Annotated in this window: 31 protein-coding genes and 2 pseudogenes; 14 read left to right on the top strand and 19 right to left on the bottom strand. The window is 30.2% G+C overall.

Annotated elements, in window-relative coordinates:
• Window positions 1-79: 79 nt before the first annotated feature.
• Window positions 80-244 (bottom strand): hypothetical protein, encoded by a 165-nt coding sequence (locus PZA12_RS11590; RefSeq protein ID WP_171983632.1) that lies wholly within the window; start codon window positions 242-244, stop codon window positions 80-82.
• Between the two features lie 161 nt (window positions 245-405).
• On the opposite strand from PZA12_RS11590, the gene PZA12_RS11585 reads away from it, so the two are divergent.
• Window positions 406-579: a hypothetical protein gene (locus PZA12_RS11585; protein ID WP_017212202.1), complete on the top strand. Its 174-nt coding sequence runs from the start codon at window positions 406-408 to the stop codon at window positions 577-579.
• Between the two features lie 56 nt (window positions 580-635).
• Window positions 636-812, top strand: coding sequence for a hypothetical protein (locus PZA12_RS11580; protein ID WP_171983633.1), 177 nt, complete (start codon window positions 636-638; stop codon window positions 810-812).
• A 189-nt stretch (window positions 813-1,001) separates the two neighbouring features.
• On the opposite strand, the gene PZA12_RS24945 is transcribed toward PZA12_RS11580, so the two are convergent.
• Together PZA12_RS24945 and PZA12_RS11575 are read right to left on the bottom strand one after the other, a co-directional pair.
• Window positions 1,002-1,196 (bottom strand): IS3 family transposase, encoded by a 195-nt coding sequence (locus tag PZA12_RS24945; RefSeq protein ID WP_077839112.1) that lies wholly within the window; start codon window positions 1,194-1,196, stop codon window positions 1,002-1,004.
• Entirely contained in the window at window positions 1,193-1,549 is a 357-nt protein-coding gene (locus PZA12_RS11575; RefSeq protein WP_077839096.1) for a winged helix-turn-helix transcriptional regulator, read from the bottom strand. The genes PZA12_RS24945 and PZA12_RS11575 overlap by 4 nt, the downstream gene beginning before the upstream one ends.
• A gap of 144 nt (window positions 1,550-1,693) precedes the next feature.
• Between PZA12_RS11575 and PZA12_RS11570 the strand changes: the two genes are divergently transcribed.
• Both PZA12_RS11570 and PZA12_RS11565 read left to right on the top strand, forming a co-directional pair.
• Window positions 1,694-2,731: an NADP-dependent oxidoreductase gene (locus PZA12_RS11570; RefSeq protein ID WP_078115691.1), complete on the top strand. Its 1,038-nt coding sequence runs from the start codon at window positions 1,694-1,696 to the stop codon at window positions 2,729-2,731.
• A gap of 491 nt (window positions 2,732-3,222) precedes the next feature.
• Complete coding sequence (locus PZA12_RS11565; protein ID WP_077306565.1) at window positions 3,223-3,552, top strand: winged helix-turn-helix transcriptional regulator; 330 nt, start codon at window positions 3,223-3,225, stop codon at window positions 3,550-3,552.
• A gap of 64 nt (window positions 3,553-3,616) precedes the next feature.
• On the opposite strand, the gene PZA12_RS11560 is transcribed toward PZA12_RS11565, so the two are convergent.
• On the bottom strand, window positions 3,617-4,057 hold the full coding sequence (locus tag PZA12_RS11560; protein WP_078115692.1) for a cupin domain-containing protein: 441 nt from the start codon (window positions 4,055-4,057) through the stop codon (window positions 3,617-3,619).
• 541 nt (window positions 4,058-4,598) lie between these two features.
• A complete protein-coding gene (locus tag PZA12_RS11555) occupies window positions 4,599-4,781 on the bottom strand; it encodes a winged helix-turn-helix transcriptional regulator (protein ID WP_078115693.1) in 183 nt (60 codons plus the stop codon).
• 127 nt (window positions 4,782-4,908) lie between these two features.
• Between PZA12_RS11555 and PZA12_RS11550 the strand changes: the two genes are divergently transcribed.
• Window positions 4,909-5,304 (top strand): pyridoxamine 5'-phosphate oxidase family protein, encoded by a 396-nt coding sequence (locus PZA12_RS11550; protein WP_041897291.1) that lies wholly within the window; start codon window positions 4,909-4,911, stop codon window positions 5,302-5,304.
• Between the two features lie 329 nt (window positions 5,305-5,633).
• Here the strand turns inward: PZA12_RS11550 and PZA12_RS11545 are convergent, their stop codons facing one another.
• Window positions 5,634-7,079 carry an MDR family MFS transporter gene (locus PZA12_RS11545; protein WP_078115694.1) on the bottom strand — a complete coding sequence of 482 codons (1,446 nt, stop codon included), beginning with the start codon at window positions 7,077-7,079 and terminating at the stop codon, window positions 5,634-5,636.
• An 854-nt stretch (window positions 7,080-7,933) separates the two neighbouring features.
• Between PZA12_RS11545 and PZA12_RS11540 the strand changes: the two genes are divergently transcribed.
• A complete protein-coding gene (locus tag PZA12_RS11540; RefSeq protein ID WP_078115695.1) occupies window positions 7,934-8,506 on the top strand; it encodes a sigma-70 family RNA polymerase sigma factor in 573 nt (190 codons plus the stop codon).
• A 69-nt stretch (window positions 8,507-8,575) separates the two neighbouring features.
• Here PZA12_RS11540 and PZA12_RS11535 read toward each other — a convergent pair whose 3' ends face one another.
• Entirely contained in the window at window positions 8,576-8,758 is a 183-nt protein-coding gene (locus PZA12_RS11535) for a hypothetical protein (RefSeq protein ID WP_242964430.1), read from the bottom strand.
• A 628-nt stretch (window positions 8,759-9,386) separates the two neighbouring features.
• Here PZA12_RS11535 and PZA12_RS11530 point away from each other — a divergent pair.
• Window positions 9,387-9,572, top strand: coding sequence for a YvrJ family protein (locus PZA12_RS11530; RefSeq protein ID WP_078115696.1), 186 nt, complete (start codon window positions 9,387-9,389; stop codon window positions 9,570-9,572).
• Here the strand turns inward: PZA12_RS11530 and PZA12_RS11525 are convergent, their stop codons facing one another.
• Window positions 9,573-10,139 (bottom strand): dihydrofolate reductase family protein, encoded by a 567-nt coding sequence (locus tag PZA12_RS11525; RefSeq protein ID WP_078115697.1) that lies wholly within the window; start codon window positions 10,137-10,139, stop codon window positions 9,573-9,575. It lies immediately after the preceding gene.
• 145 nt (window positions 10,140-10,284) lie between these two features.
• Window positions 10,285-11,109, bottom strand: coding sequence for a TrmB family transcriptional regulator (locus PZA12_RS11520; RefSeq protein ID WP_171983634.1), 825 nt, complete (start codon window positions 11,107-11,109; stop codon window positions 10,285-10,287).
• A 140-nt stretch (window positions 11,110-11,249) separates the two neighbouring features.
• Here PZA12_RS11520 and PZA12_RS11515 point away from each other — a divergent pair, with 140 nt between their 5' ends.
• Window positions 11,250-12,167, top strand: a complete 918-nt coding sequence (locus PZA12_RS11515) for a DMT family transporter (protein ID WP_078115698.1) — start codon at window positions 11,250-11,252, stop codon at window positions 12,165-12,167.
• A gap of 139 nt (window positions 12,168-12,306) precedes the next feature.
• Here the strand turns inward: PZA12_RS11515 and PZA12_RS11510 are convergent, their stop codons facing one another.
• Window positions 12,307-12,513: an alpha/beta-type small acid-soluble spore protein gene (locus PZA12_RS11510; protein WP_077840877.1), complete on the bottom strand. Its 207-nt coding sequence runs from the start codon at window positions 12,511-12,513 to the stop codon at window positions 12,307-12,309.
• Window positions 12,514-12,814: 301 nt separating this feature from the next.
• On the opposite strand from PZA12_RS11510, the gene PZA12_RS11505 reads away from it, so the two are divergent.
• Window positions 12,815-13,039, top strand: coding sequence for a DUF1659 domain-containing protein (locus PZA12_RS11505; RefSeq protein WP_012058448.1), 225 nt, complete (start codon window positions 12,815-12,817; stop codon window positions 13,037-13,039).
• Window positions 13,040-13,147: 108 nt separating this feature from the next.
• Entirely contained in the window at window positions 13,148-13,366 is a 219-nt protein-coding gene (locus tag PZA12_RS11500) for a DUF2922 domain-containing protein (protein ID WP_077841977.1), read from the top strand.
• Window positions 13,367-13,509: 143 nt separating this feature from the next.
• On the opposite strand, the gene PZA12_RS11495 is transcribed toward PZA12_RS11500, so the two are convergent.
• On the bottom strand, window positions 13,510-14,871 hold the full coding sequence (locus PZA12_RS11495; RefSeq protein ID WP_242964395.1) for an MATE family efflux transporter: 1,362 nt from the start codon (window positions 14,869-14,871) through the stop codon (window positions 13,510-13,512).
• An 84-nt stretch (window positions 14,872-14,955) separates the two neighbouring features.
• Entirely contained in the window at window positions 14,956-15,369 is a 414-nt protein-coding gene (locus tag PZA12_RS11490) for an RrF2 family transcriptional regulator (protein ID WP_077840651.1), read from the bottom strand.
• 570 nt (window positions 15,370-15,939) lie between these two features.
• On the opposite strand from PZA12_RS11490, the gene PZA12_RS11485 reads away from it, so the two are divergent.
• Together PZA12_RS11485 and trxA are read left to right on the top strand one after the other, a co-directional pair.
• Window positions 15,940-16,578 carry a flavodoxin family protein gene (locus tag PZA12_RS11485; RefSeq protein WP_078115699.1) on the top strand — a complete coding sequence of 213 codons (639 nt, stop codon included), beginning with the start codon at window positions 15,940-15,942 and terminating at the stop codon, window positions 16,576-16,578.
• Between the two features lie 37 nt (window positions 16,579-16,615).
• Entirely contained in the window at window positions 16,616-16,924 is a 309-nt protein-coding gene (trxA, locus tag PZA12_RS11480) for a thioredoxin (protein WP_078115700.1), read from the top strand.
• A 169-nt stretch (window positions 16,925-17,093) separates the two neighbouring features.
• Here the strand turns inward: trxA and PZA12_RS11475 are convergent.
• The 5 genes and pseudogenes from PZA12_RS11475 to PZA12_RS11455 form a co-directional block, all read right to left on the bottom strand.
• Window positions 17,094-17,464 (bottom strand): annotated as a pseudogene (locus PZA12_RS11475) (transposase); the annotation flags it as partial.
• 83 nt (window positions 17,465-17,547) lie between these two features.
• A complete protein-coding gene (locus tag PZA12_RS11470) occupies window positions 17,548-17,790 on the bottom strand; it encodes an AbrB/MazE/SpoVT family DNA-binding domain-containing protein (RefSeq protein ID WP_078115701.1) in 243 nt (80 codons plus the stop codon).
• Between the two features lie 234 nt (window positions 17,791-18,024).
• Entirely contained in the window at window positions 18,025-18,651 is a 627-nt protein-coding gene (locus PZA12_RS11465) for an ATP-binding protein (RefSeq protein WP_078115770.1), read from the bottom strand.
• 49 nt (window positions 18,652-18,700) lie between these two features.
• Window positions 18,701-20,074 carry a phage replisome organizer N-terminal domain-containing protein gene (locus PZA12_RS11460; protein ID WP_078115702.1) on the bottom strand — a complete coding sequence of 458 codons (1,374 nt, stop codon included), beginning with the start codon at window positions 20,072-20,074 and terminating at the stop codon, window positions 18,701-18,703.
• Between the two features lie 485 nt (window positions 20,075-20,559).
• Window positions 20,560-20,757, bottom strand: a complete 198-nt coding sequence (locus tag PZA12_RS11455; RefSeq protein ID WP_023975159.1) for a DUF739 family protein — start codon at window positions 20,755-20,757, stop codon at window positions 20,560-20,562.
• Window positions 20,758-21,075: 318 nt separating this feature from the next.
• Here PZA12_RS11455 and PZA12_RS11450 point away from each other — a divergent pair, with 318 nt between their 5' ends.
• Entirely contained in the window at window positions 21,076-21,435 is a 360-nt protein-coding gene (locus tag PZA12_RS11450; protein WP_041897339.1) for a helix-turn-helix domain-containing protein, read from the top strand.
• A gap of 817 nt (window positions 21,436-22,252) precedes the next feature.
• Here PZA12_RS11450 and PZA12_RS11445 read toward each other — a convergent pair.
• On the bottom strand, window positions 22,253-23,107 hold the full coding sequence (locus PZA12_RS11445; protein ID WP_078115703.1) for a zinc metalloprotease HtpX: 855 nt from the start codon (window positions 23,105-23,107) through the stop codon (window positions 22,253-22,255).
• A 470-nt stretch (window positions 23,108-23,577) separates the two neighbouring features.
• Between PZA12_RS11445 and PZA12_RS11440 the strand changes: the two genes are divergently transcribed.
• The gene (locus PZA12_RS11440; protein WP_274596961.1) at window positions 23,578-24,420 is read left to right on the top strand and encodes a TerC/Alx family metal homeostasis membrane protein; all 843 of its coding nucleotides are present in this window, start codon (window positions 23,578-23,580) and stop codon (window positions 24,418-24,420) included.
• Window positions 24,421-24,934: 514 nt separating this feature from the next.
• On the opposite strand, the pseudogene PZA12_RS24940 reads toward PZA12_RS11440, so the two are convergent.
• A pseudogene (locus tag PZA12_RS24940) lies at window positions 24,935-25,048 on the bottom strand (DUF3791 domain-containing protein); the annotation flags it as partial.
• Window positions 25,049-25,108 lie beyond the last annotated feature (60 nt).

Raw genomic sequence — 25,108 nt, 5'->3', positions numbered from 1 at the left:
ATTATTCCTACTTTAAAACTTTTTAGACATTATTTATGTACAAAAAAAGCACCTTTTAGGTACTTTAATTATTTATATTTTATTCTCCAACGCATAGTTTCATATATCCTCTTATCGCCTTACTAACATCTTTTCCATTCCTGTGACAATATGCTTCAAAGTCTTCATATAACTTAATTTCACATTCCACATGAAGTTGCTTTGTTGGTAGTTTTACTTTTTTTATTTTATTTCTATTTTCCATTATTATTCCACTCCTTCTCTGTAAAATAGTCTAGCCAACAATTAAATACCTTATACTTAAATGGCTAAAAATATATACAAATAAGTACAAGCGTCTGCGAATATTTGTTCGCATAATTGGCAATAATTATAATATAAGGTTAAGAGAGGATTTGAAAAAATATGAGAAATTTCACATTTACAAAATGGCTTACTACTAAAGAAGCTTTTAATTCTTACGGACACTATAAAGATTGGCTTTCTATCTTATCAAAAGAAGAATCTAAAAGAACTGATTTATATTATCACGAAAAATATCAATACTTTATAAATTACCTACAGACTGAATGGGATTAGATAAATACGCATCTCTACCCCTCATTAAAAATCTCTATATGAAAGGATTAGATCTAATGACATTTACAACATGGCTTATAAAAGAAAAAGGCTTTGTATCAAAAGCTCAATTTGATTCACTTTTAAATACACTACCATATGAGGGCAGAAGAAAATTAATCACATACTATAAAATAGAATATGAACATTACCTTGATACAAGACCAATGCAGCTAGAACTTGAAATAAAATAAACCTGAAGAGATCTTCTCCAGGTTTATTTTATTTCTATTTAATGTAGCACAAATTACAGAATGAATTACCGAAATTATTGGACAATCCTCTGTTGTTTTTGGAGCAAATACTTAAGCTCCATATAAAATAAATATTGTACAGGGTGAGTGAACTGCTCCCTGTCAAGTATACAAGGGAAATAATAAAAATTATGCTACTAAGGTATAATTTTGATATTCTAGTAGAGCCATACCTTTTAGCTTATTTTGTAGCCTTCTTGTCTTATAAAATTCTATATATTCATCAATAGCTTTTTTAAGATCATCAAATGTATTAAATTTTTTTGGATAGTATATTTCAGATTTTAGAATGCCCCAAAAGCCTTCCCTTGAACGATTATCTATATCTTATCAGGATGTTGCTCTGATAATTTTTTACCCAGCTCATTTAAAACTTCATAAGCAGGCTCTAAATATTTACAAATATCCGTCAAAGAATATTCCACATGAGGAGGAATTTTATTAAATTCCTTTCTTTTCACAAGACCATGTTCTTCCAAAGACTGCAAGGAACGGGTTAGCATAATATTAGTTATTCCAGGTAGATTTCGCTTAAGTTCATTATATCTAATGCTTTTTGTACGGTATATAACGAACAAAATAGGCAGTCTCCACTTTCCTCCAATGATTTCAAGAGCGTCAATAATGTGACATTCGTCTTTGTAATAAATTATCTTGTTTCCTTGTTGATCTGTCATTAGTAATACCTCCGATTTTAAGGCACAAAATTGTGCGTACTTGTTATTATGTTACCTATGAAACTATAATATCACTATACATCAAAAGCAAACTATATGTAAATTATATATTACTCAAAAATTAAGAAAATAGGAGGAAATTTGATGATTACTACAATTCAAAATGAGAAAGATATTTCGGCAAACACTATGAAGGCAATTCGGTTTCATGAGTTCGGTGGTCCTGATGTGCTACGTTACGAAGAGGTGCCGCGTCCTGAACTGAAGCCAGGCGAGGTGCTCGTTCGCGTTCACGCAATCGGCATCAATCCACCCGACTGGTACGTGCGTGAAGGGATGAAGATCCTTCCTCCCGAGATGAGGCCGACTATACCCTTACCTTACATTCCTGGGACAGATATATCCGGAGTTGTCGAGGCTGTAGCTGCGGATGTGAAGGACTTTTCCATAGGCGACGACGTTTTCGGCATGGTTCGTTTTCCCAAACATGGGAGTAATGCTTATGCAGAGTATGTTGCTGCTCCTGCATCGGACCTAGCATTAAAGCCTGCCGGCATCGATCACGTGCATGCAGCAGCGGCGCCGATGTCAGGGCTCACTGCGTGGCAGTACTTGATTGACCTTGGGCATAATGAACCAAACCCGCTTCAACCGACGCCGCATCGCCCAGTGCCGCTTAGCGGCAAGACTGTGCTTATAAATGGTGCTGGAGGCGGAGTGGGACATTTCGCCGTACAGCTGGCCAAATGGAAGGGGGCTCATGTCATCGCCGTGGCATCAGGTGCGCATGAGACGTTCCTTCGCGAACTTGGTGCAGACGAATTCATCGACTACACCAAGAACCTTCCTGAGGATGTCGTACATGACGCTGATCTCGTTATCGACACCATTGGTGGTCAAACAACCGGTCGTTTCTTGCGCACACTCAAGCAGGGCGGCGCTTTGTTTCCGATTTTCTTTGGTTCCGCTGACGCCGAGGAGGTTGCAAAGCTTAGTGTAACAGTTTCAATGCTCCAAGTTCGCTCGAACGGTTCACAGCTCGCGGAATTGGGACTATTACTTGATTCAGGGGCAGTGCGCGTTGCAATAGACAGCACGTTCCCGCTTGCTGATGCTCGCAAGGCGCACGAGCGAGCTGCCCGCGGGCACATCCAAGGCAAGATCGTGCTTACAGTTGTGTAAGCACTAAAGTGAGAATGTAGCTTACGTCAACAGATTGAAGTTTAGCGGGCACATTCAAGGAAAGCAACTGCTATGCAGCCCAAACAACCTAAATAAATAAGTCACAGGACGAGTCATCATTTTAATAAGTGGTGGCTCTTCTTCTGGTCACTTTGTTACATGTTTATAAGTGGTTCTATTTTAAAAAATTAGGTTTATGTTGCAACATAATAAACTTAAAGATAAAACGAAGATATGTCAAAAGATAAAGTACTAATTAACAACTCTTTCATTTTAATTATAGCTATATTATAAATATTATTAAATTTCCAAAGAGCGTTGCTATATAATAAATTCAATAGTATACTATTATAATTAAGTACCCCAAAGTACTATAACATTCAAAAAGTAACTAATAGTTTTTTAGCATTTTAATACATAGACGCTAAAGTGCAAATCACCAAATATTTACTCTTTATCTTAAAATATAAAAAGGAAAGTATGTGCAATTTATGAAAAAAGAATTACCCTCTTGTTCCGTTGAAACAACATTATTACTTATAGGCGGGAAGTGGAAAGTGTTAATATTAAGAGACCTTATTAATGGAACTAAAAGATTTGGAGAGTTGAAGAAATCAATAAATTCTATAAGTCAAAAGGTGCTTACACAGCAGCTAAGAGAAATGGAAGAAGATGGGCTTGTAGAAAGGACTGTATATGCTGAAGTACCGCCGAGAGTCGAATATTCACTTACTGAAGATGGAATGAGCCTAAAGCCTGTACTAAATTCTATGTTGGCATGGGGAAAGCAATATAAAGAGAGGATAAATGCTAATCTATAATTCAATATACAATAAAAATAGTACCATAGCTTTCAAAAGCTTAGTACTATTTTAGCTAGTAATCCTATTTTTCCATGTTAAATGTGCCTTGTATATGACTTCCAAAGACCATTACTTGGTTACTATCTGGTAAGCTAACAACTTCAGGTACATTGTGTGTGTCAAAATCAACATAAACAAGATTTTCAGTATCGGAAGCATTACTAATTACATGTGCACCTTCTTTACCTGTTGGGAAAGTTATAATATCGCCCGCCTTAACTGATTTTATCCCGTCAGGTGTTCTAACTGAGCCAACACCACTAATTATATAGAATACCTCTTCATTTTTTTCGTGATAATGGTAACCGAATGCTTGGTTTCCAGGTGGTACTTCAATAAATGATACTGTACATTGGCTAGCATCAGCCCCAGCGACTACCGGTTTAATGTAGAATTCATTATCATTTTGTTTTCTTTGAATTGCTTCAATGGCATTTAAATTTTTAATAGTAAGTTCTTTCATAGAGAAAGCCTCCTCGATGTAATTAATTGGATATTATCTATCTATGTTTTTATAATACGGTTATATAAACAATCTGTAAAGTAAGCACTTCAAAGTGGCATAGGCACCTAAAAGTAACTATTATATCTATAATCTGAAAAATACTTCCATACAAAATAAATGATTGTACCTGAAGTTTGTTCTGAATTTTTATATAACAGGCTAGTATATTAGCCTTTATTTTTATATATTTATCATATAGATAACATAACTGTAACTTTGACTTATGCGTATAACTCATCGAAATAAATAATATAATTGTGTTCTATATAATTTCAACTATTTTCAGGATGATGCTCTTCTCCACAAAATGCCATTAATTCTAAGATAGGTATCAAAGTCTTCCCCTTTTAAAATCTTTATAAAAACAAAAAGATCATAAAAATTTATGACCTTTAATATTTTAGCTTGGGCATTTACTGGACAACGACTTATCTTAGTAAAGTGTACTTGCCTTTTTTACATTTATTTCATATTCACTCACTACATTGCTATAACTTTACTATGTTCTATTTACTTTTAAGATACTCAATATACTTATCTCCCCAATTCTTCTTTGTAATTCTCCATAACGCAATGTTTCATCATTCAAATGATGCATGATTAATTTTGACCATTTCTCTGAAAACACTTTTTGAACTGTAAAATATGGACATTTCCCAAAAAAATCATTAGTATCTTCCATCATATCTCTCCATAGTATCCTAATTGATACTTACACTCTATAAAAATCGTACTTGTTATTTATACTATACATGTTATCATTATTGCATAATGAATTTTAACATACAGATATAGGAGGAGTAATCATTATGAAAAAAGCATTGGAATTTTTAAAAGAGAGTGGTACTTTTTACTTAGCTACTACTGAGGGTGATCAACCAAGAGTAAGACCATTTGGCGCTGTTTTTGAATATGAAGAAAAATTATATATTGTTACTAACAACAAAAAAGATTGTTTTAAGCAAATGTTACAAAACCCAAAGGTTGAAATCTCTACTATGAACAAAAAAGGTCAATGGATTCGTGTTGCTGGAGAAGTTGCAAATGATGATAGACGCGAAGTAAAAGAATTTGCACTAGAAGCATATCCATCTTTAAAACGCATGTATAGTCTTGATGACGGGATTTTTGCTGTTTTATACTTCACTAAAGGAACAGCTTCTATTTATTCTTTCAACGGTGAAACTGAAACATTTTCACTATAATGTATAATTAGAAGATTCAACTATCAGATACATAAAAAAGGGAGTGTCGCAAAATGATTGAATTTTAATCATTTTGCGACACTCCCTTAATACTAAATTATATTAATAATGAGAAATTATATTTTATTTACGATATATTTCTTCGTGTCAATAGCAAATGATAATACATTTTTTGATTCATATATCGCTTTCTTTCATTTAAGTGACTTAAATGACATACTATAACCATATATTTGATTCCTTATTTGCCCACTATATGCACGGATAAACAACTATTATATTACGGTATTGATGTAGTATTAAACCGGCTAGCAGTTATTTTTTTAGGCTTATCTTGTTGTGCATCCTACTTGTTCTTTAGCTTCTACTTCTGATATATTTCTCCCAAAGAAAAAAGATAAAATTAATGCAACAAATGCAAATCCACAAACTACCAATGTTGCAGTTGAAAATCCTGTTGCTATTGCAACTTCATTAGTTGCATGGTAAACTTCTAATGCATTAATTTGAGCTGCTGACATTATTCCAATAAAAAGTGATGACCCTATAGCAGCAGAAACTTGTTGGAGCGTATTTACTATTGCTACTCCATGAGGATAATATTCTTTTGGCAATTGATTCAACCCATGAGTTTGAGAAGGAGACATAAATAGTCCAACTCCTATGCTCATGCATATATAGATTATTATTAAATGCACTAAAGATGTATCGCAATTAAATAAAGATATTAGAAATACAAATATAGTTACTATTCCTGTTCCTAATGGTATTAAAAACTTCACACCAAATTTATCGTAAATTTTCCCTCCTATAGGTGCTGCTAAGCCAGCACAAATTACAGCTGGTAATAATGCTAACCCTGCTACAGAACTTGTTTTTCCAAGCGATCCTTCCATATACATTGGTAACATTATACTCATAGTAAAAGTCGACATCATTGCTATCATTACTAAAATTGTTCCCATTACAAACTTTGGATATTTAAACGGAGATAAATTTAGCATTGGTTCTTTTAAAGTATTTTGTCGTTTTATAAATATTATCAAACAAATAATCCCAATTATAAAGTTTATTAAAGTTATCTTAATATTCCCTTCACTTATACTGCTTATAGCATATATTATTGTACCTACTCCAATTGTCGATAAAACAATGGATAAATAATCCATCTTAGGCTTAGTTAATTCTCCTACATTTACTACGAATAGTGAACCTAGAATAATAATTATAGATACAATTGGTATTAACATTATAAATAACGCATGCCAACTAAAATATTGTAATACAATTCCTGATACTGTTGGACCAAATGCAGGGCCAAGTAAAATTGCTGGCACACAAATTGCCATTGATATTCCTAGTTTTTCTTTTGGTGCTACTAATAATATGGTATTCATCATAATTGGTATTATCATTCCTGTACCTGCTGATTGTATCATTCTTGAAATTAATAACATGGCAAAAGAATTTGAAAGTGCCGCACATATTGTTCCAATAAGCAATAATCCTATTGCACTCAAAAATAATTTTCTTGTTTTAAATGATTGAATAAGAAAAGCAGTGATAGGTACCATTACTGCTGCTACTGTCATATAAGCTGTAATAAGCCATTGAACAGTTCCAGCAGATACATTCATGTCTTTCATAATTGCAGATAATGCAACATTAAGTATAGTTTCATTAAAAGTTGCCACAAAGGCACTTGCTACTAATATAGCAATAATACTTATAAAATTTGTTCCTTGATTATTTTCAACCTTATTTTTTTTATTCATAGTTTCCCTCCATAAATTAGACCGAATAAATAATGGATTACATAAAAATTCAATAATATTAATTGTAGTAAAATTCAACTCAGTCTTATTGATTTAATATTAGCTTAATTTGTTCTCCAATTTTCCTTAGTATTCCCGTATTCCCCCTTCTTCTCACTCAAACTAATCAAAATAGCGTATTCTGCCATAGATTAAATAGTCATAGCCGTTGATTTTGATTTATTTATCTCAATTTTCCAATCCATTGTAATCACTCCTTTTACATTACTTATTTTTTCAAATGCAATACTTGCTTCGTAATTGTAGCAATGTTTCATTAGCTTTCGTAAGCAAAATTTGTTCTAAATATTAAAAAACTTTTTTTATTAATATATGTTCTCGATTACATTAAAGTTTTGGCTCAATTACACTTAATGAATTATTGGTGATACAACGATTTGTTTAAAAACTGTATTTAAATGGAACCATTACATATTCGTTTCAACTTCCCATTATAGACATAATTGAAGTTTCACTTATCTTTCAAATTCCTATCAATACTTAAATCATTTAGGTTAATGAAATTCTATAACTCTTACATTTGCAATATCTGTCATAACTATTATTAATATGCTTATAACTCAACTCTATTATAGAAGCAAATAATGATAGCCTACCTAATTTAGCATAAGTTATATATTATTATGAATCTAAGTTTCCTTATAAAAATTTTTTTCTTAATATTACTTTCTTATATAAGTTATATATAACCTAGCCATATATACTATATATAGAGGTAAATTTAGCAACAAACACAATATATGTAAAATAATTACTTTAGTTCATAACTCTTATTATTGAAGATGGAGGTTTATATGGATTTTGATTATGTTGAAACTTTAGTTACGAGATGTAAGAATAATGATGAAGAAGCAAAAGAAAAATTAGCTTATGAATTTAGGCCTTTTATTTATAATATTTCTAAGAGGACTTTCATTGATAGGTATAATTTCCATGATATTATACAGGAATGTTACCATTCACTTTTCAAGTCTGTTTCCAAGTATAATTTAGAAAAGCATAGATTCGTTGCCTATGCTACTAATGCTATTAAAAATAATATGAATGATCTAATAAAACGAACTATAACCAGAAGATCTACTGAAGGTAGTTATGCATTAAGCTTGCATGATGATGTAGAAAATGATTTTCCAGAACTTGAAATCTCAACTGAAACTTCATTATGTGAGATGTGCGACTATGAGGATTTAAAATTAGCCCTTAAGAATTTAAATAAAGATGAAGTTGAACTTATAGATTTTGTATTCTATAAAAATTACACTGTAAAGGAATATGCTTATTTTAAAAATATGTGCTACTCTACTGCTATTCAAAAAAAGAAAAACATTTTAATGAAAATCCTTAATAATATTTCATTATATTATTAATCAAGATAACAGCTCTAAGGTTAATCCTTAGAGCTGTTATCTTTATGATAATACTAATATTTCATTTACCTATTCAAAACTAAAATTATTTACAACCTCTGTAGTTTTCTCCACATAATCTTCAATAACTTGATCTATTCTATCGCAAATGCATTTTAGGCTGCAGCCCTGGCATTTATCTAATATCTCATCCTCAAGCAAAGAACATTTTAAATCATCATTAAAAGTAGAATTTCTAATTGCTAAAGCTATTTGCTTTTTATCAAATCACTCTCCTTCTTCTGAGTTGAGTTTAATTTCATCTCTAATCATTTTTACAACACACTCCAATAATTCATTTACAGCTTAAGAAAACTTATCCGATAGCTAACTCTTATTTCATATAATGAGAACTAAAAACTACACTCTCTTGGATGATTAAACCTAATCAGCTGCTATTATTGATATATGTTTTATGCTGTAACATAACATTAAAATAATGATTGAATTTGTATGTCTAATCCCCTAACCCGCATTTTACAAGCAAATTCTTAAGTAGAACTTTCGCTATGAGTATTTTATATTTGGCTATAAGTGAAAAGTTCTTAATTACAGCATAGCTGCTTAATTTATAGGTGCAGAACTTTCTCTGTGAGTATCCAGAGAACACATGTGGGTCGTATTTCCTTTTATATTCTTAAGTTATAAAGAATAAATATTCTTATATTGTGAAATTCTTAAATTCCTAAGAATTTATATTCTAAAATTCTTGCAATATTTTTAGAATTATCATGAAGAATTATTTATACGATGTATATATTTTAGTTTTATGTACTATTTGTTTTCTAACGTGAAATAATACGTTTTATATCATATATCCCTTATAGGAGGTGATGGATTTATGGAAGTAAATGAGTTAATTAACATTATTGTTAATAATGGCTTTCCAGTAGCGGTATCTGCCTATTTGCTAATTCGTTTAGAGAAACAAATTGTTAGCTTATCTAGTTCAATTAATAAATTAAATACCATAATATCAGCTAAGCTTGGAGTCGCTATTGATACAGAGAGTTCTGTTAAAAATTAATTACCATTCCAATGATAATATTAATTGTACAACGCCAGAAGAGAACGTTCTGGTGTTGACCATTTTTAAATTCAATCTCTGTTTTATATCACTGAACAACGGTTTTCCTTCTCCTAAAATAACAGGGTGAATAGATAATCTAAATTCATCAACAAGCCCTAAATTTATAAAGGTTGTAATTAGACTTGCTCCTCCATATAGCCAGATGTCTTTACCAGGCTTATTCTTCAATTTATTTACTTCTTCAAGAATATTTTCATTTATAAATATTGCTTGATTATTAGTAGCTATTTGTGTTCTGGAAAACACGTATTTCTCTTTACTATGAATTAATTTCCAAACTTCTTTTTCATCATCTGAATCTTCATCTTGTGGAATATATTGTCCCCATAAATCGTAACTCTTTCTACCATATAAAATAGTGTCAATTTCATTTAAGAAATTAGTGAACCCCATATCAGCGTCCATAATGCACCAATCAACTTCTCCGTTTTTCCCTTCAATAAAGCCATCTAAAGTAGTTGCTAAATCTAAAATTATTCTTCTCTGTTTTACGTTATTTGACATAACTCTTCCTCCTTCTTATATTCTTCCTTGAAAACTTTGATTATAACACAACAATTTACTATCAAGAAACATTTTTTAAAACTCCATAAATTCATATTGAATAATATAGTATTCGAAAATAAACTATTATGATTTCATAAATTAATTATACATAATGTTTTTTTAAATCTTGGTATATAGAAAATTTCTTACGAAGTTCAATAAGATTTTTGCCAAAACTTTCTTCTAATAATTCTCTATGCTTCTCCATGATTTCCATAATGTACAGATCATGAATCATGACTTCTGTTATAGGCATAACCAATCCTTGATGCATTGTCCATGCCGCCCTGCTATCTTTACCGAGTGATACAATACCCGCTACAACTTCTGAATTATCAGCACTAGCTACAATCCAACGCCCTCCGTATTCATCAGTAATTTCTGTACTCATATCATGTAAGTAAACATTTGCAAATTCAGCTATTATTTCTCCATACGAAATAATAGTTACTACTACTCCTTTGTCCGCTGCCTTTTTTAATTCAGATTCTAATTCCTCGAATTCCTCTTTCCAAAGTTCAAGCAAAATTCTATGTTTTGCTGAGAGGATGCATTCTTTTACTTTATCAAGTATTTCGTCATGACCAGTTATATTCCAGATATTCTCACGATTCTTTGAAGATTGATTATATTGTTCTAACGATGTTTCTGCAAGTTTAAAATTTTCTTCAGCTTTTATACGACGATTTTTAATGAGTTCTTTTGCTGGAATTGGAACATACTGTTGTGTATTTCCATGACTAATTAAAATATCTCCACGCATAGCAAGGCTATCTAAAACCTCATATATTTTTGAACGTGGCACACCTGAATTTTTCGCTACTGCATAGCCTGTTAATGGTGATTCTTCTAATAATGTAATGTATGCTTTTGCTTCATATTCTGTAAAATTTAAATTTTTTAATACTTCTAAAATGTTATCTTCCATAAATCCTCCAATAATATTAGTCGCTACTTTAGTAACTAATATTATAACTAAATCTATTGACACAATCAACTAAAACTGATATTGTAATCACAAGTAGTTACAATAGTAGTCACTAAATTAAAAGGGGGATATATATTTCTATGTTAAAGGCCAAATCATTACTAGATAATCAAAAAACAAATATACAAAATGGAACTTTATCTTACTATTACTTGGCTAGTACTGGGGCTGTTGTATTATGGAGTGCATCTTTTATTGCAACAAAATTAGCTTATGAAACTTTTGCTCCTATTCAACTCGCTGCAGTTAGAACTCTTTTTGCTGTGATTCTCTTTTGGTTCATGAGGAAAATCACATCAAATAATGAACAAATACAAAAGGAAGATCGTATGCGTATTGCATTAAGTGGATTTTTGGGGATTACACTTTATTTTGCAATAGAAAACATTGGGGTTAGTATGACATCTTCTTCAAATTCTGCTTTGATAGTAGCTTCTTTTCCTGCTGTTACAACATTACTAGAATTTTTTATTTATCATTCAAAGCCAAATATAAAAAAGGTACTTGGAATTATACTCGCTATCATTGGTGTTGCAGTTCTAACTCAAATTAATGTAGATGGCAATTCTAAATCTATGTTAGGAAATATAATCCTAATAGGAGCTGGAATTGTATGGGCATTCTACAACTTTATTACGAGAGATTTGACAAATAAATATTCTGCAATGACGTTAACATATTATCAAATGCTAGCAGGCTTCATCTTCTTTTTGCCATTTGTCATCATCGAGGGTAAAACATGGAGAATGCCTACCATGACTTCAGCAAGCGCATTGATCTATCTAAGTGTAGGCTGCTCTATTGTTGCATTTCTATTATATAATTTAGGACTCAGAAAACTCTCTGCTAGTATTTCAGTGTCTCTTATGAATCTAGTTCCTGTTTTAGGTTTGATATTTTCAATATTAATCTTACATGAACGTGTATCTACCGTACAAATATTAGGAGGAGTTATTGTCATCATAGGTGTTATATTAAGTTCTATTCAGAAAGGATAACATTAAAATGTATAATGAAGTTAATATTTATTTAGTATGTCTATTTAAATTCTTTAACAAACAAAGTCTATAAAATATACCTAAATCTAGCCATAGTCTATAAATGCACCAAAAACAGATTTGGTGCATTCACTATTATTTAAAGCTCTTGTTCGTAGCTTTCTATCATTCTTTTCACCATTTCTCCACCAATTCTACCATTGTCTCTTGAAGAAAGGTTCCCTTTATCAATGTTTTCATAATCACTTAATCCAATTTCTGAAGCTGCTTCAGTTTTTAATCTTTGTAATCCTTGTTTTGCTTCTGGTACTAAAACTGTATTTCTTCCACTACTATTTGATGCCATATTATTATTCCTCCTTTTGCCTATATTTCTTTACAACAATATATTAACCATAATTTCAAGCTATAGCCTTCAAAAATAATAACAAAAATAGAATTTATTTATTACGCTACCTATGCAAAGTTGATTTTTCTTGAAAAATTATAAACTAAAACATTCACTTTTCATATTCATCCTTTCAATACCTATAATCTGTTTTAGTTCTTTTCTTAAATAAGAAAACAAATTATTTTCATCTATTTATGTAATGACTAAAATTTATACATATATCCTTTATGAAAACAAAATGAAGGAGGTTAAAACTATGGCTGTAACTAAAACTATTGACTCTGTTTCTCTCAGCATTGAAGTTCAAAAAGCTCTAGACAAAGCAGGCGATCCAATTTATACCAAGAAAACTTTCTCAGGTATAAAAACAGATGCGACACCTGAAAATGTTTATGCTGTTGCAGATGCAATTAAAGGTGTTATGGAAGCTAATACTAGAGATTACTTTATTAATGAATCTTCTAGCTTAGCAAATGCTTAAGCAGAGAGCCAAAAGCTCGTCTTTTGTGCGAATCGCTTACTCCTACGACGATAGGAGTAGGAGTTTCCTTTCCTTAACTCTTATCTAAACAGAAAGGTGGTAAATTAAATGGAATATTCTTTATCTATGACTTTTTTAACTGTAGCCGGCGAAAAAAGTACTTTAAGTGTTTCTGGTGTTAAACCTACTCTTACAAAAGATGAGGTTAACGCACTTATGGACACTGTAATTTCTAAAAATGTTTTCAAGACTAATTCTGGTGATTTAGTTAAGAAGTCTGGTGCTCAAGTTACTCAAAGACAAGTTACGAAATTTGATGTAGCTTAGACTTAGTCTTTGAATATAAAATGGAGGTTTGTCCTAATTACAAGGATAAACCTCCATTTTTTCTTTACTTCTAATTTTTATATGAAAGATTAAGTAAATTCATAAAAACCTACTTAACTAAAATATCCTGGATATTGTCTTTCTTATACCCTTGTTGATGTTTTTTTGTATAAAATACCACTATATCCTTTTATGAATAATATAATTGTGATAATGCTAGATAAAAGGTCTGTTATAGGTTGAGCGAACCATAGTCCGTCTTGACCAATTACCTTTGGTAAGAAAAATATAGTTAGTGCTAATATCACTGATTGCCTTGATATACTTAATATTACGGCAGTTTTAGGTTTACCTGTTAGCATCATGAAGCCAGAGCCAAAGGTAGGAATGGAAATAAGAAAGATAAGCACTGTATATTTTTTTAAGCCATTTATAGAAATATTCACAAGTTCAGGGTTCTGCGTAAAAAGACTAACAGCGAATTTTGGAAATAGCTGCATAATTATAGCACTAACTGCCAAGAATCCAGTACTAAACAAAACAGCAAGGGCAAGAGTCTTCAGGGTTCTGCCATAGTTCTTTTTTGCATAATTATAACCGATAATGGGCTGGAAGCCTTGAGCTATTCCATAAACTGGCATCAAAAATAACATTGTAATTGAGTTTAGTACAGTCATTGCGCCAATTGCTAGTTCTCCACCATATAAATTTAAGGAATAATTGCTTACAATTTGTGCAACACTTACGGATAATTGATTAGAAAATGGAACTAGCCCAATTAAGAAAATAGCTTTTACAATTGAAATATGTAATTTGAAATTGATCTTTTTAAGTATCAAAGTATTTTTTAATTTCATGAAATAATAAAGTCCAAGAATTACGGTAGTAAATTGAGCAATGACAGTAGCAATAGCTGCACCTTTTATTCCCATGTGAAATACATATATAAATAAGGCATCAAGTAATATATTAAGAATGCACCCTGTAATTGTAATAGCAGCTGAAAATATAGGATTTCCATCAGAACGAACGATAAATGGCAGACAAAATCCCAGCATATTAAATACGGTACCAGCCATGATGATTGTAATAAAATCTTTAGTATAAGATAAGACTTCACCGTTTATACCGAGCCATCCTAATATTGAATTTTGAAATATCATATAGAGACTGGTGACCAAAAGCCCTAAAACAATGCTTAGAGATAGTGCATTTCCTGCAAAATTTTCGGCTTCTTCTTTATTGCCTTCTCCGAGTTTTATCGAGATATTAGAGCTGGCCCCCATTGATATGAGAGCAGATAACGCTACTACTATTGTAGTAATTGGCATTGTAAGGCCAATTCCAGTTAAGGCTAGAGTTCCAACTTCAGATATATTTCCTATAAACATCCGATCAATTACTATATAAAGTGAATTAATCAATAAACTGAGTACTGTTGGAACTGAATATTGTATAAGTAATTTTCCAATAGGTTTTTGTTCAAGTTCTTGTATTTTGTCCATTATGTAATTTCTCCTTTAGATATATTAAAGATATATAATATCTGCAATTCAAATATAAAAACCCATATATTAATGGGTAAATATTTATTCTTTGTTGGTTTTGCAGTTTGATTTATTTTGAGTCAGATCATATAGTTTTTTATCTTCTAGATAATTTTCTAGTACATTTTCAGCTTCTGACATTACTTTTTCAATCAAACATTTGCTATTTTCATTTAAATTGCAAACAAATAATGAGCCAGTTCCTTCAGTAGCCTTAATAACATCCATAAAAGAAATAGACTTCATGTCTTTACGCAAAACGTAACCTCCATTTGCACCTGGAGTTGACTCAATTAAATCAGCCTTTACCAGCTGAGTTAAAATTTTCGAAAGATATGTAGTAGATAAATTAAAGTGTTCCGCTAGAGCACTTACGCTTAGTTTCTCACTTTTCGCATTTTCCATCATATATACAATTGTATGTAGAGCATAATTTGTTGCTTTTGTATATTTCAAATTAAAACCTCCTAAAAGATATTGCAGAGTTTATTTATCTATAATAATAAATATAATATATTATTTTGTCAATAAGTATTTTATCCACATATTTAAAACCTACAAAATTTAATAAATTTAAAATATTGACAAAATTAATTTGTGTCTTTATAATAGCAGACAAATAGACTCTACAATATACTTAATCCTAAAGTAACTACAAAATGAGGGGTTCTAAGAAATAATAAAAAAACTGTAAGAAGCTTAAAGAATTACTACTTAAATTTCTGTTAATTGAATTTAAAACATTTTTAGGTATATTAAAGATATCAAATCTCTTTAATATATACTATAACAAGTTATATCTAAAAATTAGAAAAAGCTAATTAGGAAACTTACAAACTCTTATTTATGAAGGTTACTTTTTGAAAGAAGGTGATATAAATCTGCATAATTATGTATAAAGTGAAGTTAGTTTACTTTACTTAGATAAGTTTCAAACTTTACTTGAAGCATTTATGTAATAATAATTTTATGAGAATATTATAATATTTTGAATAAAAATTAGAGTTAAAAAAGGAGTTTTTAATAATGAAAGTTGTAGCTTTTAATGGTAGCCCAAATAAAAATGGAAACACTTATCATGCATTAAAATTAATTGCAGAGGAATTAGAAAAACAAGATATAGAAGTTAAAATAATACATATAGGTAGTCAAGCTATAAAGGGATGCATGTCATGTTGGGGGTGTTATAAAAATCAAAATGAAAAATGTGTTTTAAAGGGAGATTCTGTAAATGAATGGATCGGAAAAATGAAAGAGGCAGATGGGATAATACTAGGTTCTCCTGTACATTATTCAGGAATAAGCGGGGCAATGAAATCTTTCTTGGATAGAGCTTTTGTTGTAAATGAAAATAATGGCAGCATATTAAGACATAAGGTTGGTGCAGCTGTTGTAGCGGTTCGACGTTCTGGAGGTACAGCTGCACTTGATCAGTTAAACAAGTACATTAATTATTCTGAGATGTTAATGCCATCATCAAGATACTGGAACGTTATTCATGGCACAACTCCAGGAGAAGTTATACAGGATGAAGAAGGGGTTCAAATAATGAAGACCTTAGCTAAAAATATGGCTTGGCTGCTTAAACTTGTAGAGTATGGAAAAGATAATATAGAAGCACCAGAAAAAGAAGATAAAATACTTACAAATTTTATCCGTCAATAATCTATAGCACTGATAAAGGAAAATGGAGGAATATAATATGAAAATAGTAGATAATAATGAATTCGGAAATGAAATAAAAAGTGGAGTTACGGTTGTAGATTTTTTTGCAACCTGGTGCGGACCTTGTAAAATGATAGCACCGATTCTTGAAGAGTTATCAGAGGAAATGAAAGAAAAAGTCAATTTTATAAAAGTAGATGTGGATAAAAGTGGAGATTTAGCAGATGAATATCACATTTCAAGTATACCTACTGTAGCTATCTTTAAGAATAATGAAAATGTGAACCAATTTGTTGGCTTTTTACCAAAGGAAGAGATTAAAAGACTGATTGAAAATACTTTATAAAACTATAATCTTCAAACGATATATGCAAAATAAGCTTTTTAAGCTATAGATAAAAAAACTATAACATTTATAAAAGTAAAATTTTCAAGCTATTTATCTTATTTCTAATAAGTTAAGTTAGATTGCATATCAATAACGTTCTTGAGAAAGAGCGTTTTTTGATTATCATTTATAAATGACCTTCATACATAACTGAAAGTTCTCCATAAACCTTACCCAAATTTTTATAAGGTATAGTCCATCTTTTTGTGGCTTCAAATGTTGTTAAATATAAAGCTTTTAACAAAGTTGTATCGGTTGGAAAAACACTTCTTTGTCTATTTAGCCTACGATAAGTACCATTCAAACTTTCTATTGCATTTGTTGTATAAATTATTTTCTTACCTCAGCAGAAAATTTGAATATAGTACTTATTACATTGCAATTAACAGACAAGCTTTTCATTTAATTTAGATAATGCTCTTGACGCCTTTCAGTTATTTCAACCATACGCTCATGGGCAACAAATTCTGATCGTACATGATATATTGTTTTTAAGTCATTTTAAAGCATATATCTTATTTATTCTGATTTCAGTATCTTGACTATATATTGTCCATCCATCTTTCCACATATCAACTGGTTTAATCCTGCCTTAAAGCCTTTCTGCATCCATCGCAAACAACTGCTCCATTAAATTCAACAACATCTTTATCACTTCCACAAAAAATGCATCCTTTAATATATTTTTTAACAACCACCCCATTATCAACCTTAATTATTTCCATGGAATCTCCCTCGTAAATTTCTAGTACCTTTCTTATTTCTTTTGGTATTACAATCCTTCCAAGTGGGTCGAGCTTTCTTACTATTCCTGATGCTTTCATCTTTACATTCTCCTCATATAAATTATTTCTTGCATTGAATTACTCTTGTCTTTTCTTCTAATATCTCTATTTTTCTTTTCTAAAATCACATTTTCATAACTTAGCTTGGGCACAATCAAGGAAACTTCTACTCACATTCGTTCATAGGAGTAAGTGCGAGCAGCCAAATATGAAAGCTCGCAGAGAAAGTTTGAGTAACCAAATATAAAATTTGGACTCTCACTTTTTGGGCTCTTACTTAAGTCTATAGTTATTCCTAATATCCTTCTCAATTTCTACAACATAATCTTTTGACATTTCATATATTCTTGAAGCAACCCCTTCATCAAATGTCAGTAATCTATCAATAGAGAATTCACTGCTCACTATAATAGGCAGAAAATTAAGATACCTGTAATTAATAATTTCAAACATAATATTTGTATCTGTTTCATTGATTTTTCCCTTAAAGAGATCATCAACAAGTAATACCTCACATAATTGATACTTTGAAATGGTGCTAGTATAATATTCTTCATCAATCATATTTTGTTTTATCTTTGTGATTACATCACGATAAGGCATGTACACCACTTTAATTCTTTGTTTTAAAAAATTTAATGCAACAGCAATGCTGCAATGCGTTTTACCGCTGCCAACCTGTCCACATAATAAGATGCTATTTCGCCTATTATCTTTTATTTCATCAAAATCAGTACAATATGCTGCTGCAGTGTCCTTCATCCTTTGTGATGCATTATTCCAAACTTCAAAGCTAGAAAAAGTAAGTTTACTTTGTTCAACATTAATTCCTGAATACTTCCACTCATTCTTTAGTTTTTCTATTTTCCTGCATTCACAGGCTACAGCAAGAGGCTGCATATGTTCCTGGGGGATAAGTATCCATCCAGTATCACAGCATTTATCACATTTATATGAGTTTTTCTTCAATCCTCTTTCGTTCAGCTTCTGTAAGTTTTCGCGGTTCCTTTGGTTTGAATCCTGCAAATTCATTTTTATCTGCTGTGTTACTCTTTCCATTGATTCTAACCCCATTTTTCTTTACCTCCATATGATCTTCTGGATACCCATCTCTCCTCCAGTTTTTTAATACCCCAATTGCATACTTTATGTCAGGACAATTCTTTTCAAACCCAACATCCATGGCCATCTTAACCATTTTTTCTCCATGAATATCAATAGCTGATCTAAGAGCAACATAGTCACATCCTCCTGGCTTTCCTGTTATTTTTTCATGATAATGCATAAGCTCTAAAGCTTTAAGATTTATGTCCTCCTCTTCCCCAGATTCACTTTTAGTATTATTATGTTTCTTAAATAAATTCGACTGGCTAACTTCCTCATCACAAGCTGAGCATTTATTATTTATATAAAAAACATTATTCTTTTTACTCTTTATGTTTTTATCTTTATCTATCTCTTTTTTCTCTTTCTTATTCTTCTCCTTATTCTCTATCTCTTTCTCTTTCTTATTCTGCTGCGTTACTGTAACGTTACTTCTATTTCGTGTAACGTTACTATTATTTTTATTGACAATACAATTATTATCATCAGTTTCTAAAATGTTTTTACTGATATCTTCATTATTATCAATAATTTCTAAACTACTATTATTACCTGCTTCGCTAGTAGTAATATTAGTTTTATCATTAATATATGTATTTCCAGAAGCTTCTTCATTAGTTTCCAAATTTTCTAATATATCATTTTTACCTAGAGCTTTGTTTTTTTCTATATTAGAATTCTCAGCGTAATCTTTCTTTCGTTCTAATTCATTAGTTTTTTCTAATTCTGCACTTTCATCCAGATCTTGATTTTCTTCTAAATACATAGATTCTTCTAAGACTTGATCTTCCTGAGCTTCTTCCTTATTACTTTTAGCTAAATTCTTCTCTTCTTTCTTCTTTTCTCTATGATTTTCAACTCTTTTTCTGTTTTGTTCACGGACCCTTTCCATTCCCTCTATGTTCTGATGCTTATCCCAGTTCACAATTCTAATTACTTTATCAGAAGCTATTTCAATCATGTCAAAGTTAGATAATACTTTTAATGCAATCTTAATATCCTCTAAAGGCCTAGAAAATAATACAGACAACATTTTGGCAGTAAGAGGTTTTCCTTCTGATAAGAAAACCTTTCCATTGGCGTTAAGTTTTCCACCAAGTAAAAGTATTCTTATCCAAACGTAATGAATTGTATCCCTGTTAGGCATTGCATCTATTAACTTCATTTTTTCATCATCATGCATATTAGTAGCTAATTTAATCCATTTAATATCTGCCATTATTCCCACGCTCCCATAAATAAAATTGTCTAAACCTTTCGAGACCATTCCATGATGGGTTTAACTCAATTAACTTACAAACATCTATATAACATTTAAAAATCCTAAAATTCATTTGTAAGTCCTCGCTTTCTTTTTATACATTTATATCAAAAGTTGTATCCCTGATACATTCTAGCTCAAGGTGTATGAAAATAAATTTACATTTATTTTTTAATTTAAGATTACTATTTTCTTAATTCAACTAAAATTTCTTTTAATAATTCTTCCACAGCTTGTCCTTCTGCAACAATAAATATGGCGTAACATAATACTTTAAATTGCAATATATACGTTGCAATTCACAATGCACATTTCACAATTTCAGCTAAAATTTTTGCAATGATTCTAAAATTGTGATAAAGAATTATTTTTGCAATATATACAATGAATTTTAGATTTCTAATACTATATATAAAGTCAATACATTTTACTCTTTAAGTAATTTATTTATTAAAAAAAATCTCTATTGGATTATTTATATCTAATAGTTTTATCATCTTATCGATTTCATTTGAACCAAATATTCCTTTATTAAGTTTATTACCTAAGGTTTTTGGAGACATTCCTAATTCCCTTGCCAGCTTTTCCTGAGTATATCCTTTTGCTTTTATCTTTCCTTTTAACTCATTAACTAATATCATAAATGCTCCCCTTTCGTTACTCGTTAAGTAATATTTTATATATTATGCCTATTATTGTCAATACTTCTTACGTAACTTTTTCTATATAATGGAAAATAGTTGTTGCATATCCGGAAACAGATGTTATAATAAATTATATTAATAGTCTACAAATTAGAATGATTTTTTTAATTTGCCTAACTGCAGTAAACAAAATAAATAAAAAGTTATTAAGTTTTATTAGAACGCTTCGATTTTATTATAGATTATCAATAAATTATATTAATTGATAATCTATAATTTACTTACTTTTAATATAGAACTAAGAGGTGATATAAAATGGGTTTGAAAGAAAATATCAAAAATAGACGATTAGAATTGAATCTCACATTAGAAGATGTTTCTAAAAGATTATCTATTAGTAAGCCAACACTTCAAAGATATGAAAGCGGTGTAATCTCTAATATACCTTCTGACAAAATCGAAAAACTTGCAGTAATATTAGAAACAACTCCATCTATTTTAATGGGATGGGATGAAAACAAAATAAAAACACGTTTACAACTATCAGAAGAATTAGAATATTTATTAAAAAAATATAATTCTTTAGATAACCTAGGTAAACATACGGTAAATACAGTATTAGAAATGGAATTTAATCGTTGCTCACAACTTAATAATCAGGATAAAAGCTTTTAATTTCTTGTCTATAATGGGAAGTTATTTAATAAAAATAAATTAAAATAAGATACCGAAATTAAATTACAGCACTTCTAATTAATTGTACAAATAGCTCTATCGCTGATATATAACCTTTTAATTATTAATTTTCATATATAATTAATAATGCTGTATAATTCACTCTAGAATAATACAGCACTTTCATTTCTTGCTTTAAGCTATATTTTAATTTCAAGTTATTTTTAATTACACCCTCCTCAAATGCAAAAATATTGGACCTTTTCTATTCTCACACTTTTATTTTCATTGTTGCAACTAATTGGCCATTTTTATATTTTGTAAATTCTATCATAACTTCTCTTCTATATTTTATGACCGTTGTTATACTAACTTCATCGAAATATTTGAACTTATCATCGTCATGGGATTCTACAATTTGAAATTTAACGAATTTATCTTGGTATGATTTTTAAACTTCCTAATATCTCACTTGATTCTATTTAAGAAAAGTTGAACAAAATCGCAGGCGACTTTGAAGCTGGAGATTTTTTTACGCATCTGCCTTTTCGAACGTATGTGAGAAAAATCTGCACATCAGAAATGGCAGCTATGCACCTATAAAAAGAGTAGCTATGCTAAAATAATGAACTATTCTGCATATAAGAATATTTTATGCAGGCGAATATATTTTCTTTTTTATTCTCTTTACAAATCCTAACTTTCTGAATTAGTCTTTTCCATAATTTATCCACAAATTTAACTTGAATATAAATTCCTAGAGAATTAAGAAAGCATCTGATTTACAGATGCTTTAAGATATTTGATTTAATTAAGATTATAAATTTGAAGACTGAAGCCTACGTACTCTATCTTCTATCGTTGGATGAGTGCTAAATAGGTTCATTAATCTTTGCGCACTTAGAGGATTGACTATAAACATATGGCTTACTGCAGGATTTACGTCCATAGGAACCACTCTTGAGGCCTGATCTAACTTAAGTAATGCATTAGAGAGTCCTCTGCTGTGTCCTGCAATCCTCGCTCCTGTATTGTCAGCAAGATATTCTCTAGATCTTGATACTGCCATCTGTACTAACATAGCTGCAATAGGTCCTAAAATAATTAATGGTAAAGCTGCTAAGAATCCTGAGCCTTCTTCTTCATCACTGTTACCCATGCCGAACATTAACGCCCACTGCGCCCAATTAGCCATTGTTGTGATTACTCCTGCCATTACAGCTGCAATAGTACTTATAAGCACGTCCCTATTCTTAATATGTGCCAATTCATGAGCAATAACACCTTCTAATTCTTCATAATTTAGTATATTCACTAATCCTTGTGTAACAGCAACAGCTGAATGCTTAGGATTTCTTCCTGTTGCAAACGCATTAGGCTGTGTAGAAGGTGTAATATAAAGCCTTGGCATTGGTATTCCTGCATTTGCTGTCAATCTTTCCACCATATTATAAATTTCAATATTATCATTTCGTGTTAATAGCTTAGCTCCAGTCATAGATAGTGCAATTTTATCACTAAACCAATAACTTCCTCCATTCATAACTAATGCAAGCACCAAAGCCATCAGCATTCCTGATTGACCTCCAATACCTCTTCCTATTAATACTACTAATATCGTCAGGACACTCATCAAAAGTAAAGTTTTAATTTGATTTCCTAAACCGCTCATTTTCTTTTCCTCCTTTTACTTAATTAATAAAATGTTTTGATAATTTTTTCTGAATTTAGAAATTTATGTAACAAAAAAGACTCTATAGTTAGAACACTTTCTAACTATAGAGTCTCACTAAGCATTGTTTTGCTTTCAAAGCCGGGATCTCTCCGTAATGACGACTTTGAATCCTGTTATAATTAACAGGCAGTTACTCCCCCTATAAATGAGATTATCACTGTCTTTTTATTATTGTTATTAACAATAATACTATTAAATAAAAAACTTGTCAATATTATAAAAATCTTAACATGATAAACTTTTATTGATTTATTCTTACATAATTGTTATATTATTTTAAACAAGTTTTTTAATTGCTTTTTAAAGTTATTATAATTCATGCAAAAAACAAAACTTATATTAATATTGTTTTTACATAAAATTTCGAATATATTAAAAAAATATATTCGATTTAAATACAAATTTATCTGAAAGGAGCTACAAAAATGTCTACTAGAAAACATTTATTTAAGTTTTTATTAATTACATTTATAGCCGCTATATTTAATTTAGCTATATGGTATTACATGGGTTCTGAAAGAGCTTTAGAATTTCTCGGAGGATATATTATTGAATTGAGTCTTAGTGTCGATAATCTTTTTCTCTTTTTATTAATTTTCTCAAGCTTTGGAATTACTGCTAAACATCAAAAAAGAATTTTAACTTATGGAATTTTTGGTGCGATTATTCTAAGATTTATATTTGTTTTATTAGGAATTGCAATTATTAATGCATTTAAATGGATTATATATATATTTGGTATACTTCTTATTATAAGTGGTATAAAAATGATGATTAACAAAGAAGATGATGTATCATTTGAAAACAGTAAATTAATTAAACTTCTAAAAAAAATGATACCTGTAACTAAAGAGCTTCATGACGAAAAGTTTTTTGTGAAAATAAACAATGTTCTTCATGCAACACCATTATTTGCAATATTGTTTTTAATTGAAGGATCAGATTTACTATTTGCTATTGATTCAATTCCTGCAATATTTGCAATAACAACTAATGTTTTCATTGTATACACATCAAATATTTTTGCAATATTAGGTCTTAGAAATTTATATTTTCTTTTAGAAAAACTACATAGTACCTTCGAATATGTTAAATATGGAGTAGCCTTAATACTTATATTTACTGGTATAAAACTCGGAATATCATTTAAGTATCATATATCTATAGGGATTTCTATTTCTGTTATTATACTAATTCTTGTAATAAGTGTAATTGCCTCTATAATAATCAGCAGAAAAGGTAAAAAATGAATTATTAAATAATATCATATAAAACAAAAAATAAGACACATGAAAAAAATAACAAGACCCAAATGCCATGATTATTTTTCATTAGGCAAAGAAGTAGATTGCCTTCATAGCGGCTCTATTAGGACAAACGAATGACGTAGCATAATTGGAAATAGGCTTAGCATATGGACTTGTTTTTTTATTAGGTGGTTCTCTACTAATGAATATAGTTCAAAATTCCAATAGTAAAATAAATATGGCACTATTAAATTTACATATAATTAATAATGCTGTATAATTCACTCTAGAATAATACAGCACTTTCATTTCTTGCTTTAATTTATTTACATTTTCTAATAGTTCAAATATATTAACATAAGAAGTACCACTATAAACTCTTGCAACTCTTTTGGCCATTAGCTCTGCTTGTTCTCTAATTTGCTGCGCAATAAAATCCCTTGGTCAAAATCTTTATAAATCCTGCATTTGCTTAAATCAATCTCCTTAATAATTATATTTTATCCATGATATGATATCAGGTTAACTCCCCAAAATTATTCCTTGCAGTCATAATCATATCCTCTACTTCATCATTGCTAGATAGTGTATGCCATATTTCATAGTTTTCCAAAATAAAATCAATAAACTTATATCTATTTAACTAATCAAAAGATTCCTTATAAGTTAACTTTTCTCGTAATTTAATATA

It is taken from the genome of Clostridium beijerinckii (genome assembly GCF_036699995.1).
Taxonomy (GTDB): domain Bacteria; phylum Bacillota; class Clostridia; order Clostridiales; family Clostridiaceae; genus Clostridium; species Clostridium helianthi.
Note: the sequence above shows the minus strand (reverse complement) of the source record. Positions and strands in the feature narration are given on the sequence as shown.